Annotated in this window: 17 protein-coding genes; 3 read left to right on the plus strand and 14 right to left on the minus strand. The window is 70.5% G+C overall.

The window, feature by feature from the left end; genetic code table 11:
* Positions 1-26: 26 nt before the first annotated feature.
* A complete protein-coding gene (locus ACIP6N_RS04320) occupies positions 27-794 on the plus strand; it encodes an SDR family NAD(P)-dependent oxidoreductase (protein WP_401812781.1) in 768 nt (255 codons plus the stop codon).
* Positions 795-921: 127 nt separating this feature from the next.
* Here the strand turns inward: ACIP6N_RS04320 and ACIP6N_RS04325 are convergent, their stop codons facing one another.
* The 14 genes from ACIP6N_RS04325 to ACIP6N_RS04390 all read right to left on the minus strand — a co-directional run bounded on the left by ACIP6N_RS04325 (position 922) and on the right by ACIP6N_RS04390 (position 12,578).
* Positions 922-2,415: a hypothetical protein gene (locus ACIP6N_RS04325; RefSeq protein ID WP_401812783.1), complete on the minus strand. Its 1,494-nt coding sequence runs from the start codon at positions 2,413-2,415 to the stop codon at positions 922-924.
* A gap of 236 nt (positions 2,416-2,651) precedes the next feature.
* Positions 2,652-3,239, minus strand: coding sequence for an SMI1/KNR4 family protein (locus ACIP6N_RS04330; protein ID WP_401812785.1), 588 nt, complete (start codon positions 3,237-3,239; stop codon positions 2,652-2,654).
* Positions 3,240-3,501: 262 nt separating this feature from the next.
* Positions 3,502-4,488, minus strand: a complete 987-nt coding sequence (dapD, locus tag ACIP6N_RS04335) for a 2,3,4,5-tetrahydropyridine-2,6-dicarboxylate N-succinyltransferase (protein WP_401812786.1) — start codon at positions 4,486-4,488, stop codon at positions 3,502-3,504.
* Positions 4,489-4,600: 112 nt separating this feature from the next.
* A complete protein-coding gene (locus ACIP6N_RS04340; protein WP_401812788.1) occupies positions 4,601-4,840 on the minus strand; it encodes a hypothetical protein in 240 nt (79 codons plus the stop codon).
* Between the two features lie 4 nt (positions 4,841-4,844).
* Positions 4,845-5,468, minus strand: a complete 624-nt coding sequence (locus tag ACIP6N_RS04345; protein ID WP_401812789.1) for a TetR/AcrR family transcriptional regulator — start codon at positions 5,466-5,468, stop codon at positions 4,845-4,847.
* Entirely contained in the window at positions 5,468-5,845 is a 378-nt protein-coding gene (locus tag ACIP6N_RS04350) for a DMT family transporter (protein ID WP_401813486.1), read from the minus strand. Before ACIP6N_RS04350 ends, ACIP6N_RS04345 begins: the two co-directional genes overlap by 1 nt.
* An 83-nt stretch (positions 5,846-5,928) precedes the next feature.
* Positions 5,929-6,267: a metal-sulfur cluster assembly factor gene (locus ACIP6N_RS04355; RefSeq protein ID WP_401812791.1), complete on the minus strand. Its 339-nt coding sequence runs from the start codon at positions 6,265-6,267 to the stop codon at positions 5,929-5,931.
* Positions 6,264-6,728, minus strand: a complete 465-nt coding sequence (sufU, locus tag ACIP6N_RS04360; RefSeq protein ID WP_401812793.1) for a Fe-S cluster assembly sulfur transfer protein SufU — start codon at positions 6,726-6,728, stop codon at positions 6,264-6,266. The genes ACIP6N_RS04355 and sufU overlap by 4 nt, the downstream gene beginning before the upstream one ends.
* An 11-nt stretch (positions 6,729-6,739) precedes the next feature.
* Complete coding sequence (locus ACIP6N_RS04365) at positions 6,740-8,014, minus strand: cysteine desulfurase (RefSeq protein WP_401812795.1); 1,275 nt, start codon at positions 8,012-8,014, stop codon at positions 6,740-6,742.
* On the minus strand, positions 8,011-8,775 hold the full coding sequence (gene sufC, locus ACIP6N_RS04370; RefSeq protein WP_401812796.1) for a Fe-S cluster assembly ATPase SufC: 765 nt from the start codon (positions 8,773-8,775) through the stop codon (positions 8,011-8,013). Before sufC ends, ACIP6N_RS04365 begins: the two co-directional genes overlap by 4 nt.
* A 7-nt stretch (positions 8,776-8,782) precedes the next feature.
* On the minus strand, positions 8,783-9,100 hold the full coding sequence (locus ACIP6N_RS04375; protein WP_401812797.1) for a non-heme iron oxygenase ferredoxin subunit: 318 nt from the start codon (positions 9,098-9,100) through the stop codon (positions 8,783-8,785).
* The gene (sufD, locus tag ACIP6N_RS04380) at positions 9,100-10,281 is read right to left on the minus strand and encodes a Fe-S cluster assembly protein SufD (protein WP_401812799.1); all 1,182 of its coding nucleotides are present in this window, start codon (positions 10,279-10,281) and stop codon (positions 9,100-9,102) included. The genes ACIP6N_RS04375 and sufD overlap by 1 nt, the downstream gene beginning before the upstream one ends.
* Before the next feature lie 105 nt (positions 10,282-10,386).
* On the minus strand, positions 10,387-11,808 hold the full coding sequence (gene sufB, locus ACIP6N_RS04385; RefSeq protein ID WP_401812800.1) for a Fe-S cluster assembly protein SufB: 1,422 nt from the start codon (positions 11,806-11,808) through the stop codon (positions 10,387-10,389).
* A complete protein-coding gene (locus tag ACIP6N_RS04390; RefSeq protein WP_401812802.1) occupies positions 11,805-12,578 on the minus strand; it encodes a helix-turn-helix transcriptional regulator in 774 nt (257 codons plus the stop codon). The genes sufB and ACIP6N_RS04390 overlap by 4 nt, the downstream gene beginning before the upstream one ends.
* Before the next feature lie 166 nt (positions 12,579-12,744).
* On the opposite strand from ACIP6N_RS04390, the gene ACIP6N_RS04395 reads away from it, so the two are divergent.
* Both ACIP6N_RS04395 and ACIP6N_RS04400 read left to right on the plus strand, forming a co-directional pair.
* Positions 12,745-13,725, plus strand: coding sequence for an ABC transporter ATP-binding protein (locus tag ACIP6N_RS04395; protein ID WP_401812804.1), 981 nt, complete (start codon positions 12,745-12,747; stop codon positions 13,723-13,725).
* Positions 13,722-14,537: an ABC transporter permease gene (locus ACIP6N_RS04400; RefSeq protein WP_401812805.1), complete on the plus strand. Its 816-nt coding sequence runs from the start codon at positions 13,722-13,724 to the stop codon at positions 14,535-14,537. The genes ACIP6N_RS04395 and ACIP6N_RS04400 overlap by 4 nt, the downstream gene beginning before the upstream one ends.
* Positions 14,538-14,563: the final 26 nt, after the last annotated feature.

Here is a 14,563-nt window from a genome sequence, read left to right on the forward strand (position 1 = left end):
CGCCCGACATCGAAAGGTCACGTTCCATGAACCTCCCGGCCACCGATCGCCGTGTCCTTGTCAGCGGCGCCTCCCGCGGCCTCGGCCGCGCCGTCGCCCAGGCTTTCGCCGCCAACGGCGACCGGGTCGCGGTCCACTACGGCAGCCGCGCCTCGGACGCGCGCCTCACCCTGGAGTCGCTGGCCGGCGAGGGGCACGTCCTGGTGGGCGGCGACGTGTCCGATCCGGCGGGGGCCGCACGGGTCGCCGACGAGGCCGGCCAGGCGCTCGGCGGGATCGACGTACTGGTCAACAACGCGGCGGTGAACGATCCTCATCCGCTCGCGACCACGTCGTACGAGGAGTGGGCGGAGCAGTGGCAGCGCCACATGTCCGTCAACCTGCTCGGCACGGCGCTGCTCAGCCATCGCGCGGCGCGTTCCATGATCGACCGGGGCACGGGCGGCCGGATCGTCAACGTCGGCTCGCGTGGCGCGTTCCGCGGCGAGCCTGACTATCCCGCGTACGGGGCGACGAAGGCGGCGGTGCACGCGCTGGGCCAGTCGCTGGCCGTCTCCCTCGCGCCGTACGGCATCGGCGTCGCGTCCGTCGCCCCCGGCTTCATCGAGACGGAGCGGGTCGCGCACCGTCTCGTGGGCGAGGAGGGCGAAGCGATCCGCGCGCAGAGCCCGTTCGGGCGGGTGGCCTCCGCGCAGGAGGTGGCCGAGGCGGTGCTGTGGCTGGCGTCCCCGGCGGCCGAGTGGTCGTCGGGGACGGTGCTCGATCTGAACGGCGCCTCGTACCTGCGCACGTGAGGCACGGCGTACGCGGCGCGCACGGGCGGTGCGGCGCGGGCAATACGGCGGTGTGATGCCAGGCGATGCCGGGCGGGGCGATGCGGGGCGGGGGGTGCGGCCAGGCACCGCATCCCCCGCCGCAATATCAACTACCGCCGTGCGACCGCGCCTTGAACGCCGCCTTGCGGGCTTCCTTCGCCGTCGCGCGGTCGCGGTGCAGACGTCCCATCGCCTCCAGGACGTCCGCCGTGGCCGGGTGGTCCACCCGCCAGGCCGCTTCGAAGAAGCCGCTGTGCTGGCCGACCAGGCCCTCGATCAGCTCCCGCAGCTCGTCCGGTTCGCCGTCGGCTTCGAGCTGGGCCGCGATCGTGTCGATCGCGAGCCAGAAGATCATCGTCTCCGGCGGCTGCGGCACGTCGTCCGCGCCCAGTTCGGCGAGCCAGACCCGGGCCAGGCCGCCCAGCTCCGGGTCGTCGAGGACGTCCCGTACGGCGGACTCGGCCTCCGCTCCCACGAGGGACAGCGCCTGCTGGCAGTGGAGACGGCGCAGGGGGGCGCCCGCGTCGGTGCCCTTCGCCGCCGCGAGGAGGTCGCGGGCGGCCCCGGCCGGTTCGCGGCGGGCCAGCCACAGCTCGGTCTCGGCGTGCGCGGACAGCTCGGGGAAGTACGCGACACCCGTCAGCAGCGCGTCCGCGCCCTTGTCGGCCAGCTCGCCCACCACGGGCGCCTCGACCCCCGCTTCCAGCATCCGCGCCCTGATCCCGTACAGGCCGAGCGGGGTCAGCCTGACCATGCCGTACCGCGAGACGTCGTCCTCGTCCACCGGCACGGACGGGTCGGCACCCGGGGCGTCCTCCGGGTCCTCGGCCATCAGGGCCTCGTCCACCGGTACGTACGAGACCAGCCCGATCGGCTCCAGCAGCCGGAACTGGTCGTCCAGGCGCATCATCGCCTCGGACACCTGCTCCAGGATGTCGTCGGTCGGTTCGCCCATGTCGTCGGGGACGACCAGCGAGGCGGCGAGCACCGGCAGCGGTACGGGGCTCTCACCGGCTCCCGCGTCGGCGACGGTGAGCAGGTAGAGGTTGCCGAGCACCCCTTCGAGGAATTCCGCCTCGGCCTCCGGGTCCCAGTCCAGCGAGTCGAAGTCGATCTCGCCGTTGTCGCCGATGGCGGCGGCCAGATCGTCGAGGACCGGCGCGGTCGCGTCGGCGAACACCACGTCGAGGCCGTCGAGCCAGAGGGACAGGACGTCCTGCGGCGTGCCCGAGGTGATCAGGTCGAGCGCGGCGCCCGGGACGACCCGGCCCAGCGCGTCGTCCTCGTCCACCGCGTGCGTCTCGGACTCGTCCGGGTCCTCGACCTCGACCAGGCCGGTGTCGACCGCCACGCGCCAGGCCTCACTCGCGTACGCCTCACCCGAACCTTCGGCCAACTCGTCGCCGAGACCGAGCTGTTCGGCCGCCGCGGGCAGCTGCTCGTCGACCAGCTCGCCCCCGGCCCCGACACGTGTCCCGGGGCCGGACCAGCGGGCCAGGCGCACCGCCCGCGCGAGCAGCGGCGCGGCCAGCGCGTCCCGCGCCAGTTCCGCGTCCGAGGGCAGCCGCACCGGCGGCAGAGAGGGGCGGTCTGCGGACATCTGGTGGTTCTCCTTGCGGCGTACGACGGGGGTCGGGGAGCCTCCCAGCCTAGACGTATACGGACCCATGCCACCTGCTTCATGTACCCGACAAGCCCCTTACGCCGGGCGGCTCTTGACAATTTCTGTGCCCGCACAGGTGATTGACGCGCACAGAACCACCGCGCCCGTCCTCATCCAGGAGGTTCCGGCATACCGGCAGCCGCAACCGGGCGCGGCTGGAGACGGCATCGGCATCAGGGGCCCGGGATCCGGCTCGGGGTCGGCGTCGGCGTTGGGCTCGGGCTCAGGCCCTGCCAGTGCGCCACCCAGTCGGCGAAGCCGAGGCCGGCATCGGAGCGGCCCCATTCCGCTCCGAACGGCGCCGCTCCGACGTCGCTGACGGTCCAGACGCGGCCCCGGTGCGTGCCGGTGACCACGAGGTGCCAGTACAGGCCGCAGCCGTCCGTGCCGAGGACCACGCTGCCGTGGTTGCTGACCTCGTCGATCAGCGGCTCTATCTCCTCGTACGGACGCGGATCGTCCTCCCACACCCAGGTCCGTGTGAGCGGAAAGGGCCGGGCGAGCACCCGCTGCGTGTCGGCGGGTCCCCAGTCGGCGGGCAGCGCCGCCACGGGTATCAGCCCGTCGACGTCGGCGGGCCCTTCGGTGCAGCCGTCACAGATGTCGGCGACCAGCGTGCGGTACGGCTCGGGCAGGACGACGCCGTGCGCGCGCTCGAAGTCGCGGACCGCGTCCCAGCCCAGCGGCGGCAGACGGAATTCCGCCGGGAAAGCCTCGCGCAGCGCGGTGAGTTCGCCCTGGTCGGCGTGTTCGGTGTCCATGCTCCCCATCTCTCCACTGGACCAGCCCCCGATGACAGGCGGCCTCCGCCTCCGGCCCGGCCGGGCTCAGCCCGAGGCGCCCTCCAAGCATCCTGCCGCATGCCGAACGCACACACGGCGCCTGTTCTCATGCCGCGACAAGGACAGGACACCGGCCGGGACGACCGCTCGGGAACGGCAGCAGCCCGCCGACCGGGGGCGGTTGGCGGGCTGCTGAGGGCGTGCCGGGAAGCGCCGCAGATCACCCGTAGGTGACGGTGCGTCAGTTGTGACTGTGCAGTACGTCGTTCAGACCGCCCCAGACCGCGTTGTTCGGGCGGGCCTCGACCGTGCCGGTGACCGAGTTGCGGCGGAAGAGGATGTTGTTCGCGCCGGACAGCTCGCGCGCCTTGACGATCTGGCCGTCGGGCAGCGTGACGCGCGTACCGGCCGTAACGTACAGCCCCGCCTCGACCACGCACTCGTCGCCGAGCGCGATGCCGACGCCCGCCTCCGCGCCGATCAGGCAGCGCTCGCCGATCACGATGCGCTCGGTGCCGCCGCCGGACAGCGTGCCCATGGTGGAGGCGCCGCCGCCGATGTCGGTGCCGTCACCGATGACGACGCCCGCGGAGATCCGGCCCTCGACCATCGACGTGCCGAGGGTGCCCGCGTTGAAGTTGACGAAGCCCTCGTGCATGACGGTGGTGCCAGCGGCCAGGTGCGCGCCCAGCCTGACCCGGTCGGCGTCACCGATACGCACGCCCTTGGGGGCGACGTAGTCGGTCATCCTGGGGAACTTGTCGATCGAGGTCACCTGGAGGTGCAGCCCCTCGGCGCGGGCGTTGAGCCGTACCGTCTCCAGCGTGTCGACGGCCACCGGGCCGAGCGAGGTCCAGGCGACGTTGGCGAGCAGCCCGAAGATGCCGTCCAGGTTCTGGCCGTGCGGCCGGACCAGGCGGTGCGAGAGCAGGTGCAGCCGCAGGTACGCGTCGTGCGCGTCGAGCGGCTTGTCGTCCAGGGAGGCGATGCTCGTCAGCACGGCGACGACCTCGACCCCGCGGCGCGCGTCGGGCCCGACGGCCTTGGCGGCGCCGGCCCCCAGCAGCTCCACGGCGCGCTCGGCCGACAGCCGCTCGGTGCCGGACGGCGCCGCGTCGGTGGTGAGCCGGGGCGCGGGGAACCAGGTGTCGAGGACGGTGCCGTCCTCGGTGAGGGTGGCGAGGCCGGCGGCGACGGCGCCGGAGGTACGAGGAGTCGTGTCGGTCATACCCAAAACCTAACCGGCCCGAGGTCACCGGGGCGAACCGGTCTCAGGAGCGGGCCGCGCCGGCAGAGACGCACCAGGGCGAGACGAGGCAAGGACGCGGCCAACGCCCCGGTCAGCTCAGCCGGTTGCCCGCCCTGGCGCCCGTCGTGTGGTCCGCGTCGTCCTCCGCGCGCGGCAGCGGTCTGTGCCCCTCGGAGTGGTGGTTGACCCAGCCGCAGACTCCGCAGCTGTAACGGCCGTCGAGCCCGGCGATCAGGGTGCCGCACTGCCTGCACTCGGCATAGGTGATCTCGGGGCCCGCGTCGGGAGCCGGCTCGGGGCCGGGTCCGTAGTCCGGGGTGGGGATGTTCACCCGATCAACCTACCGTCGTGGGGCCGGCGGGCCCAGCAGCCGGCTGATCGGCCGGAAACGGTCCGGGCGCGGCCGGAACGGGTCCGGGCGCGGCCGGAACCAGCCGGGCCAGCATCTCACGCGCGTACCGCTCGTCGTACGGAACACCCGTGAGCAGCACCTGGAGACAGATCCCGTCCAGCAGCGCGACGAGCGCCCGCGCGGTGACCGGGTCGGTGCGCGCCGCAAGGGTGTCGGCGACCCCTTCCGCCCACTCGGCGGCCACCGGGCGCAGCGCGGGACGGCGCAGGGCCGCGAGGTACAGCTCGTACTCCAGTTCCACGCCGGTACGGTCGCCCGCGAGCCATGCGCCGGTGAGCCGCGCCAGTTCCGTCGCGACGTCGCAGCGCGGATCCGCCAGGATCCCGCTCTCCCGTACGGCGGCCGCGAACCCCTCGTTGGCCTGGCGCAACGCGGCGACCAGCAGTTCGTCCAGCGAGGCGAAGTGGTACGTGGTCGAGCCGAGCGGCACATCGGCCTCCGCCGCGACCGTACGGTGGCTCAGCCCGGCGATCCCGCTCCGCCCGGTCACCCGGATCGCGGCGTCGATGATGCGCTGGCGGCGCTCGGGGTCGTATCGGCGGGCCATCAGTGCGAGCCGCCGAAATTGAGCACGACGACCCCGGCGATGACCAGCGCGATCCCGGCCAGCTTGACCGGGCCCGTCGACTCGCCCAGGAAAACCATGCCGATGACGGCGATGGCCGCGGTGCCCGCGCCGGCCCATATCGCGTAGGCCGTGCCCACGGAGAGCGTCTTGAGCGTCCGCGCGAGCAGGGTGAAGGCCAGCAGATAGCCGACGACCGTCAGCAGCGAGGGCCAGAGACGGGTGAAGCCCTCGCTGTACTTCATGGCCGTGGTGCCCGCCACCTCCGCAGCGATGGCCGCGGCCAGCAGTCCGTATCCCATGCGTACGAGTGTACGCAGCGATGCGTACGACCGTACGCAAAGCGGTGACGCGCGGATGAACACATGAGTGAACACACGGCAAAACCCCGCGGCCTCAAGGGCGCGGGGTTTTGGCGGTGCAGCTCAGCCGGGAGGACGGCTCAGACGTTGAAGCCCAGCGCGCGCAGCTGCTCGCGGCCGTCGTCCGTGATCTTGTCCGGGCCCCACGGCGGCATCCAGACCCAGTTGATCTTGAGTTCGTTGACGATGCCGTCCGTCGCCGCCTTCGCCTGGTCCTCGATCACATCGGTCAGCGGACAGGCCGCCGACGTCAGCGTCATGTCCAGGGTCGCGATGTTGGACTCGTCGATGTGAATGCCGTAGATCAGCCCGAGGTTGACGACATCGATGCCCAGCTCGGGGTCGACGACGTCGTACAGCGCCTCGCGGACCTCGTCCTCCGAGGCGGGCTTCATGGTCAGGGTCTCGTTCTCACTCATGCCGTCTCCTTCTGCGCGGTGCCGCCCAGTGCCTGGGCCGTCGCGTCCTTCCACGCCATCCAGCTCAGTAGCGCGCACTTCACCCGGGCGGGGTACTTGGAGACACCGGAGAACGCGACCGCGTCCTCCAGCACCTCCTCCATCGCGTCATCGGGTTCGATCTGGCCGCGGGACTGCATCAGCTCCAGGAAGGTGCCCTGGATCTTCTGCGCCTCGGCCAGTTCCTTGCCGACCAGCAGCTCGTTCATCACGGACGCGCTGGCCTGGCTGATGGAGCAGCCCTGTCCCTCGTACGAGACATCGGCGATCCGGGAGCCCTCGTACCGTACGCGCAGGGTGATCTCGTCACCGCACGTCGGGTTGACGTGGTGTACCTCGGCGTCGCCGTCCCGCAGACCGCGCCCGTGCGGGTGCTTGTAGTGGTCCAGGATGACGTCCTGGTACATCGAATCCAGCTTCACGTGTCAGTCCCTCATCCGAAGAAGTTACGGACGTGCTCCAGCCCGTCGACCAGGGCGTCGACCTCGGCCGGAGTGGAGTACAGGTAGAACGACGCTCGCGTGGTCGCGGGAATTCCGTACCGCAGGCAGACCGGCCGCGCGCAGTGGTGCCCGACCCGGACGGCGATGCCCTGCTCGTCCAGCACCTGGCCCACGTCGTGCGGGTGGATGTCGCCGAGCGTGAAGGAGATCGCGGCGCCGCGGTCCTCGGCCGTGGTGGGGCCGATGATGCGCAGGTCCGGCACCTCCAGGAGCCGCTTCACCGCGTAGTCGGTGATCGCGTGCTCGTGCGCGGCGATCTTGTCCATGCCGATCGCGCTCAGGTAGTCGACGGCCGCGCCGAGACCGACCGCCTGGGCGATCGGCGGCGTGCCCGCCTCGAACTTGTGCGGCGCCGGAGCGTACGTCGACGAGTGCATCGACACGGTCTCGATCATCTCGCCGCCACCGAGGAACGGCGGCAGGTCCTCCAGCAGCTCCTGGCGGCCCCAGAGCACGCCGATGCCGGTCGGACCGCACATCTTGTGGCCGGTGAAGGCCACGAAGTCGGCCTGGAGCGCCTGGACGTCCACCGGCATGTGCGGCGCGGCCTGCGAGGCGTCGATCAGCACCAGCGCGCCGACCTGCTGCGCGCGCCTGACGATCGCCTCGACGGGGTTGACCGTGCCCAGGATGTTGGAGACCAGCACGAAGGAGACGATCTTCGTCTTCTCCGTGATGATCTCGTCGATGTTGGACAGGTCGAGACGGCCGTCGTCGGTGAGGCCGAACCACTTCAGCTTCGCGCCCGTGCGCTGCGAGAGCAGCTGCCACGGCACGATGTTGGAGTGGTGCTCCATCTCCGTGATGACGATCTCGGTCTCGTGGTCCACCCGGTAGGGCTCATCGGCCCAGCCGAGCATGTTGGCCACGAGGTTGAGCGACTCCGAGGCGTTCTTCGTGAAGATGACCTCGTCGCGGCTCGGCGCGTTGATGAAAGCGGCGACCTTGTCGCGGGCGCCTTCGTACAGCGCCGTGGCCTCCTCGGCGAGCACATGGACACCACGGTGCACATTGGCGTTGTGCTGCTCGTAGTAGCCATTGAGCGCGTCGAGGACCTGGCGCGGCTTCTGCGAGGTCGCCGCGTTGTCCAGGTACACGATCTTCCGGCCGTCGTGGACCGTGCGGTCCAGCAAGGGGAAGTCCTTGCGGATCGCCTCGTCGAGCAGGTGATCGGACGCTGTGAGAAGGCCCGGCAGCTGTGTCACGCGGTGACTCCACCCTTCGCGTAGGCCTCGTAGCCCTCGTTCTCCAGCTTGTCGGCCAGCTCCGCGCCGCCGGACTCGGCGATGCGGCCCTGTGCGAAGACGTGCACGAAGTCGGGCTTGATGTAGCGGAGAATCCGCGTGTAGTGCGTGATCAGCAGGGTGCCGACGTCACCGGTCTCGCGGACGCGGTTGACGCCCTCCGAGACGATGCGCAGCGCGTCGACGTCGAGGCCGGAGTCGGTCTCGTCGAGGATCGCGATGTGCGGCTTGGCCAGTTCGAGCTGAAGGATCTCGTGGCGCTTCTTCTCACCGCCGGAGAAGCCCTCGTTCACGTTGCGCTCGGCGAAGGAGGGGTCCATGTGAAGACGCTCCATGGTCTCCCGGACCTCCTTCACCCAGGTGCGCAGCTTGGGGGCCTCGCCGCGGATCGCCGTGGCCGACGTACGCAGGAAGTTGGAGACGGAGACGCCGGGGACCTCGACGGGGTACTGCATCGCGAGGAAGAGGCCGGCGCGGGCGCGCTCGTCGACGCTCATGGCGAGGACGTCCTCGCCGTCGAGGGTGACGGTGCCGCCCGTGACCGTGTACTTGGGGTGGCCCGCCAGCGAGTACGCGAGGGTCGACTTGCCGGAGCCGTTGGGGCCCATGATGGCGTGCGTCTCGCCCTGCTTGACGGTCAGATCGACACCCTTGAGGATCTCGCGGGCGCCGTTCTCCGTCTCGACGGTGACGTGCAGGTCGTTGATTTCAAGCGTTGCCATGGGTAGCTCAGGACTCCTGGGTGACGGAGACGAGCACATCGTCCCCTTGGATCTCTACGGGGTAAACGGGGACGGGGCGCGTCGCGGGAAGGCCGGACGGCTTGCCGGAGCGGAGGTCGAAGCTGGAGCCGTGCAGCCAGCATTCGATCATGCAGTCCTCCACCTCGCCCTCCGACAGCGACACGTTCGCGTGCGAGCAGATGTCGTTGATCGCGAACACCTCGCCCTCGGTCAGGACGACGGAGACCGGAGTGCTGTCGATCTCCACCCGCTTCGGGGTGCCGTCCTCCAGCTCGCTCAGGCCACAGACTCGGACGAAGGCCATCAGACGGAAGCCTCCAGCTCCGTCTCGATCTTGCCGAGCAGCCGTTCTTCGACGTCCGGCAGACCGATCTGCTGGACCAGCTCGGCGAAGAAGCCGCGCACGACCAGGCGGCGGGCCTCGGTCTCGGGGATGCCGCGCGCCATCAGGTAGAACAGCTGCTCGTCGTCGAACCGGCCGGTGGCCGAGGCGTGTCCGGCACCGGCGATCTCGCCGGTCTCGATCTCCAGGTTCGGCACGGAGTCGACCCGGGCGCCGTCCGTGAGAACCAGGTTGCGGTTCATCTCGTACGTGTCGGTGCCCTCGGCCGAGGCGCGGATGAGCACGTCACCGATCCATACGGCGTGTGCGTCCTGGCCCTGGAGCGCGCCCTTGTAGACGGCGTTGGACTTGCAGTTCGGCGCGTTGTGGTCGACCAGGAGGCGGTGCTCCTGGTGCTGGCCGCGGTCGGTGAAGTAGAGGCCGAACAGCTCGGCCTCGCCGCCGGGTCCCGCGTACTCGACGCGCGGGTGCAGCCGTACGACGTCGCCGCCGAACGTCACGACGACCGACTTGAACGAGGCGTCCCTGCCGACCAGCGCGTTGTGCTGGGCGACGTGGACGGCCTTGTCGTCCCAGTCCTGGACGGAGACGACGGTCAGCTTGGCGCCGTCACCGATGAGGTAGTCGACGTTGGCCGCGACCACCGCGTCGCCGGTGTGGTCGAGGACCACGACCGCCTCGGCGAAGGCGCCCAGCTCGATGACCTGGTGGGCGTAGGACGTGCCGCCCTCACCGTGCACGGCGATCCGGATCGGCTCGCTCAGCACGGCCTCCTTCGGCACCGAGATGACCGAGGCCTTCTCGAACGAGGAGAACGCCTGGGCGGCGACCCGGTCGGCCGGGACGCCCGCCTTGCCGATGCGCGCGTCGTCACGGCCCACGGTCTCGACGGTGACGCCGTCGGGGGCGCTCACCTCCAGCGTGACGCTGCCGTCCGTCGCGGTGGCGGTGCCGTCGTGCAGACCGCGCAACCGCTCCAGCGGCGTGAACCGCCACTCCTCCTCGCGGCCGTGCGGGACGGGGAAGTCCGCGACGTCGAAGGAGGGGGGCGCGCTCATGCGCGTGGCGACGGTCGACTCGGCGGCCACCGCGATCGAACCGGCGGTGGTGGAGCCCACCGGGATGTTCTGAGCCTCAGCCATGGCTGTCGTCGTGCTCTCTCTCTGCCTCTGTGCGTAAGGAATCGGCCGCTTACCGCGGTCGACGGACCGGCGGGGGGTGGGGGCGGGATCCGCCCCCGGGTGGGACTAGCCCACCGAGCCCTCCATCTGCAGTTCGATCAGCCGGTTCAGCTCCAGCGCGTACTCCATGGGCAGCTCCTTGGCGATCGGCTCGACGAATCCGCGCACGATCATCGCCATGGCCTCGAACTCGGTGAGACCGCGGCTCATCAGGTAGAAGAGCTGGTCCTCGGAGACCTTGGAGACGGTCGCCTCGTGACCCATGGACACGTCGTCCTCGCGGACGTCCACGTAGGGGTAGGTGTCCGAGCGCGAGATGGTGTCCACCAGCAGCGCGTCACAGAGCACGTTGGACTTGGAGCCCGCCGCGCCCTCGCCGATCTCGATCAGACCGCGGTACGACGTACGGCCGCCCCCGCGCGCCACCGACTTGGAGACGATGTTGGACGAGGTGTTGGGGGCCATGTGGACCATCTTGGCGCCGGCGTCCTGGTGCTGGCCCTCGCCCGCGAAGGCGATGGACAGGGTCTCGCCCTTGGCGTGCTCGCCCATGAGGTAGACGGCCGGGTACTTCATCGTGACCTTGGAGCCGATGTTGCCGTCGACCCACTCCATGGTCGCGCCCTCGTACGCCACGGCGCGCTTGGTGACCAGGTTGTAGACGTTGTTCGACCAGTTCTGGATCGTCGTGTAGCGGCAGCGGCCGCCCTTCTTGACGATGATCTCGACCACGGCGCTGTGCAGCGAGTCCGAGGAGTAGATCGGGGCGGTGCAGCCCTCGACGTAGTGGACGTAGGCGTCCTCGTCGACGATGATCAGCGTCCGCTCGAACTGGCCCATGTTCTCCGTGTTGATACGGAAGTAGGCCTGGAGCGGGATGTCGACGTGCACGCCCTTCGGCACGTAGATGAACGATCCGCCGGACCACACGGCCGAGTTCAGCGACGCGAACTTGTTGTCGCCGACCGGGATGACCGTGCCGAAGTACTCCTGGAACAGCTCCGGGTGCTCCCTGAGCGCGGTGTCGGTGTCCTTGAAGATGACACCCTGCTCCTCCAGGTCCTCACGGATCTGGTGGTAGACGACCTCGGACTCGTACTGGGCCGCGACACCCGCGACGAGGCGCTGCTTCTCCGCCTCGGGGATGCCGAGCTTGTCGTACGTGTTCTTGATGTCCTCCGGCAGGTCCTCCCAGGACTCCGCCTGCTTCTCGGTGGACCGCACGAAGTACTTGATGTTGTCGAAGTCGATGCCGGAGAGGTCGGAGCCCCAGCTCGGCATGGGCTTCTTGCCGAACAGCTTCAGACCCTTCAGCCGCAGCTTCAGCATCCACTCCGGCTCGTTCTTCTTGTCCGAGATGTCACGCACGACAGCCTCGGAAAGACCGCGCTTGGCAGCGGCGCCGGCAGCGTCGGAGTCGGCCCAGCCGAATTCGTACGTACCCAGACCCTCGAGTTCGGGGTGGGCAGTCTCCGTGGGGAGAGTCATGCGGGGTTCCTCCCGGCGTTGCTTTCAGATACGTGATGAGTGGTCTGCGGGGTACTGCTCCGTGCCGTGTCGCCCGATGAGGCGCTACGGGGGATGAACGTCGTGCAGACCCCGTCGCCGTGGGCGATGGTGGCGAGGCGCTGCACATGCGTCCCGAGCAGGTCGGAGAAGAATTCCGTCTCCGCCTCGCACAGTTGCGGGTACTGCTCGGCGACATGCGCCACCGGGCAGTGGTGCTGGCAGAGCTGTTCACCCTGCTGGTTCGGCGCGCTGCGGGCCGTTGCCGCGTATCCGTCGGCGCTCAGGGCCCTGGCCAGGGCCTCCGTGCGCCGGTCGGGGTCCGCGGCCTCGACCGCTTGACGATACCCTTCGCCCTGTCCGGCGACGCGGGCGCGGGCGAAGGCCGCGACAGCCGCCTCGCCCTTCTCTCCGCCGCCCGCGGCCTTGGAGATCCAGTGCAGCGCGTCGGCGGCGAGCTTGTCGTACGACTGGTCAAAGGCGTCCCTGCCGCAGTCGGTCAGGGCGAACGCCTTGGCGGGCCTGCCCCGTCCGCGCGAGCCGTAGACGCGCTGCTCGCGGGGTTCCACGACGGAATCGGCGACGAGCGCGTCGAGGTGGCGGCGTACGGCGGCCTGGGTGAGCCCGAGGCGACCCGCCAGCTCGGAGACGGTGGACGGGCCGTGGTCCAGGATGGAGCGCGCGACCCGGTTGCGAGTGGAGTGCTCACCGGTCGCGAGTTCCTCCTGAGGAGCCTCGCCAACGTATTTCACAACGCCATTGTTGCGTAATTCCTCCGGCCGTGACAACCGCGCTCCGCGACGACGCGCGGTGGGTTTCATCACTTAGGGTCACCTAAGGAGGCCTGCGAATGTCGCAAACAGGCCATATTCGCCCCCGCGGCAGGCGCCCCCGGCCGCGCTGCCTAGACTTCCCGCCATGCACAGCGTCTTCCCGCGTGAGCGCCCCGCCGGCGGCTCCGCCGCGGATCCGGCCGCCGCCGACCCCGTCGTAGAGGTTCGCGGCCTGGTCAAGAGGTACGGGGCCACGTCCGCGGTGGACGGCCTCGATCTGGTCGTACGCGCCGGTACCGTGACCGCCGTACTCGGCCCCAACGGCGCGGGCAAGACCACCACGATCGAAACCTGCGAGGGCTACCGCAGGCCCGACGCCGGCACCGTGCGCGTCCTCGGCCTCGATCCCGTCGCCGACGCCGCCCGGCTGCGCCCGCGCATCGGCGTGATGCTCCAGTCCGGCGGCGTGTACTCCGGCGCGCGCGCCGGTGAGATGCTCCGCCACATGGCCCGGCTGCACGCGCGGCCACTCGACGTGGACGCGCTGATCGAACGTCTCGGCCTCGGCGACTGCGGCCGTACGACGTACCGGCGGCTCTCCGGCGGACAGCAGCAGCGGCTCGCGCTGGCCCTGGCCGTCGTCGGCCGCCCCGAGCTGGTCTTCCTGGACGAACCGACCGCCGGACTCGACCCGCAGGCCCGCCGCTCCACCTGGGACCTGGTCCGCGAGCTGCGCGCCGACGGCGTCGGTGTCGTACTGACCACGCACTTCATGGACGAGGCCGAGCAGCTCGCCGACGATGTCGTGATCATCGACGCGGGCCGGGTCATCGCGCAGGGCAGCCCCGAGGCGCTGTGCCGGGGCGGCGCGGAGAACACCCTGCGCTTCACCGGGCGCTCCGGACTCGACCTCGGCTCCCTGCTGAAGGCGCTGCCGGACGGCACCTCTGCCGCCGAACCTGCCGCCGGCGTGTACCGGATCAGCGGCACGGTCGATCCCCAGCTGCTCGCCACGGTCACCTCGTGGTGCGCGCAGCACGGCGTGATGGCGGACGGGATCTCGGTGGAGCGGCACACGCTGGAGGACGTCTTCCTCGAACTGACCGGCAAGGAGCTGCGTTCATGAGCACCGGCACCAGCACGGGTACGAGCGCGGCCACCGGGGCGGGCTCCGGCGCGGGTAGGTACGCCCCGGCGCCCGGCGCGGCTCCCCTGGCGCGCATGATCGGCGCGCAGACCGCGTTCGAGACGAAGCTGCTGCTGCGCAACGGCGAGCAGCTGCTGCTGACCGTGATCATCCCCTCGCTGCTGCTGGTGCTGTTCTCGGCGGTGGACGTCGTGGACACCGGCGCGGACAAGGCGGTGGACTTCCTGGCGCCCGGGATCCTGGCGCTGGCCGTGATGTCCACCGCGTTCACCGGCCAGGCCATCGCCACCGGCTTCGAGCGGCGCTACGGCGTGCTCAAACGCCTCGCCGTCTCACCGCTGCCCCGCTGGGGCCTCATGACCGCGAAGACGCTCGCCGTGCTGGTCACGGAAGTGCTCCAGGTGGTCCTGCTGACGGTCATCGCGTTCGCGCTCGGCTGGTCCCCGCACGGCAGCCCCTTCGCTGTCCTGCTGCTGCTCGTCCTCGGCACGGCCGCCTTCTCCGGACTCGGCCTGCTGATGGCGGGCACGCTGCGGGCGGAGGCGACGCTGGCCGCCGCGAACCTGGTCTTCCTGCTGCTCCTGGTGGGCGGCGGGGTGATCGTGCCGCTGGAGAAGTTCCCGGACGCGGCGCAGTCGGTGCTCGGGCTGCTGCCGATCTCGGCGCTCTCCGACGGCCTGCGGGACGTCCTCCAGCACGGCGCGGGCATGCCCTGGGGCGATCTGGGCGTCCTCGCCGTGTGGGCGGCCGCCGGTCTCGGCGCGGCGGGCGCGTTCTTCCGCTGGGAGTGACTCCTCCGGCGCGCCCGGCCGGACGG

This window comes from Streptomyces sp. NPDC088725, assembly GCF_044751305.1.
Taxonomy (GTDB): Bacteria; Actinomycetota; Actinomycetes; order Streptomycetales; family Streptomycetaceae; genus Streptomyces.

Bases quoted from the DNA above. Each gene is read 5' to 3' on its own strand.
- ACIP6N_RS04320 (WP_401812781.1), top strand. From the start codon at position 27: ATGAACCTCCCGGCCACCGATCGCCGTGTCCTTGTCAGCGGCGCCTCC.
- ACIP6N_RS04325 (WP_401812783.1), bottom strand. From the start codon at position 2,415: ATGTCCGCAGACCGCCCCTCTCTGCCGCCGGTGCGGCTGCCCTCGGAC.
- ACIP6N_RS04330 (WP_401812785.1), bottom strand. From the start codon at position 3,239: ATGGACACCGAACACGCCGACCAGGGCGAACTCACCGCGCTGCGCGAG.
- dapD (WP_401812786.1), bottom strand. From the start codon at position 4,488: ATGACCGACACGACTCCTCGTACCTCCGGCGCCGTCGCCGCCGGCCTC.
- ACIP6N_RS04345 (WP_401812789.1), bottom strand. From the start codon at position 5,468: ATGGCCCGCCGATACGACCCCGAGCGCCGCCAGCGCATCATCGACGCC.
- ACIP6N_RS04355 (WP_401812791.1), bottom strand. From the start codon at position 6,267: ATGAGTGAGAACGAGACCCTGACCATGAAGCCCGCCTCGGAGGACGAG.
- sufC (WP_401812796.1), bottom strand. From the start codon at position 8,775: ATGGCAACGCTTGAAATCAACGACCTGCACGTCACCGTCGAGACGGAG.
- ACIP6N_RS04375 (WP_401812797.1), bottom strand. From the start codon at position 9,100: ATGGCCTTCGTCCGAGTCTGTGGCCTGAGCGAGCTGGAGGACGGCACC.
- sufD (WP_401812799.1), bottom strand. From the start codon at position 10,281: ATGGCTGAGGCTCAGAACATCCCGGTGGGCTCCACCACCGCCGGTTCG.
- sufB (WP_401812800.1), bottom strand. From the start codon at position 11,808: ATGACTCTCCCCACGGAGACTGCCCACCCCGAACTCGAGGGTCTGGGT.
- ACIP6N_RS04395 (WP_401812804.1), top strand. From the start codon at position 12,745: ATGCACAGCGTCTTCCCGCGTGAGCGCCCCGCCGGCGGCTCCGCCGCG.
- ACIP6N_RS04400 (WP_401812805.1), top strand. From the start codon at position 13,722: ATGAGCACCGGCACCAGCACGGGTACGAGCGCGGCCACCGGGGCGGGC.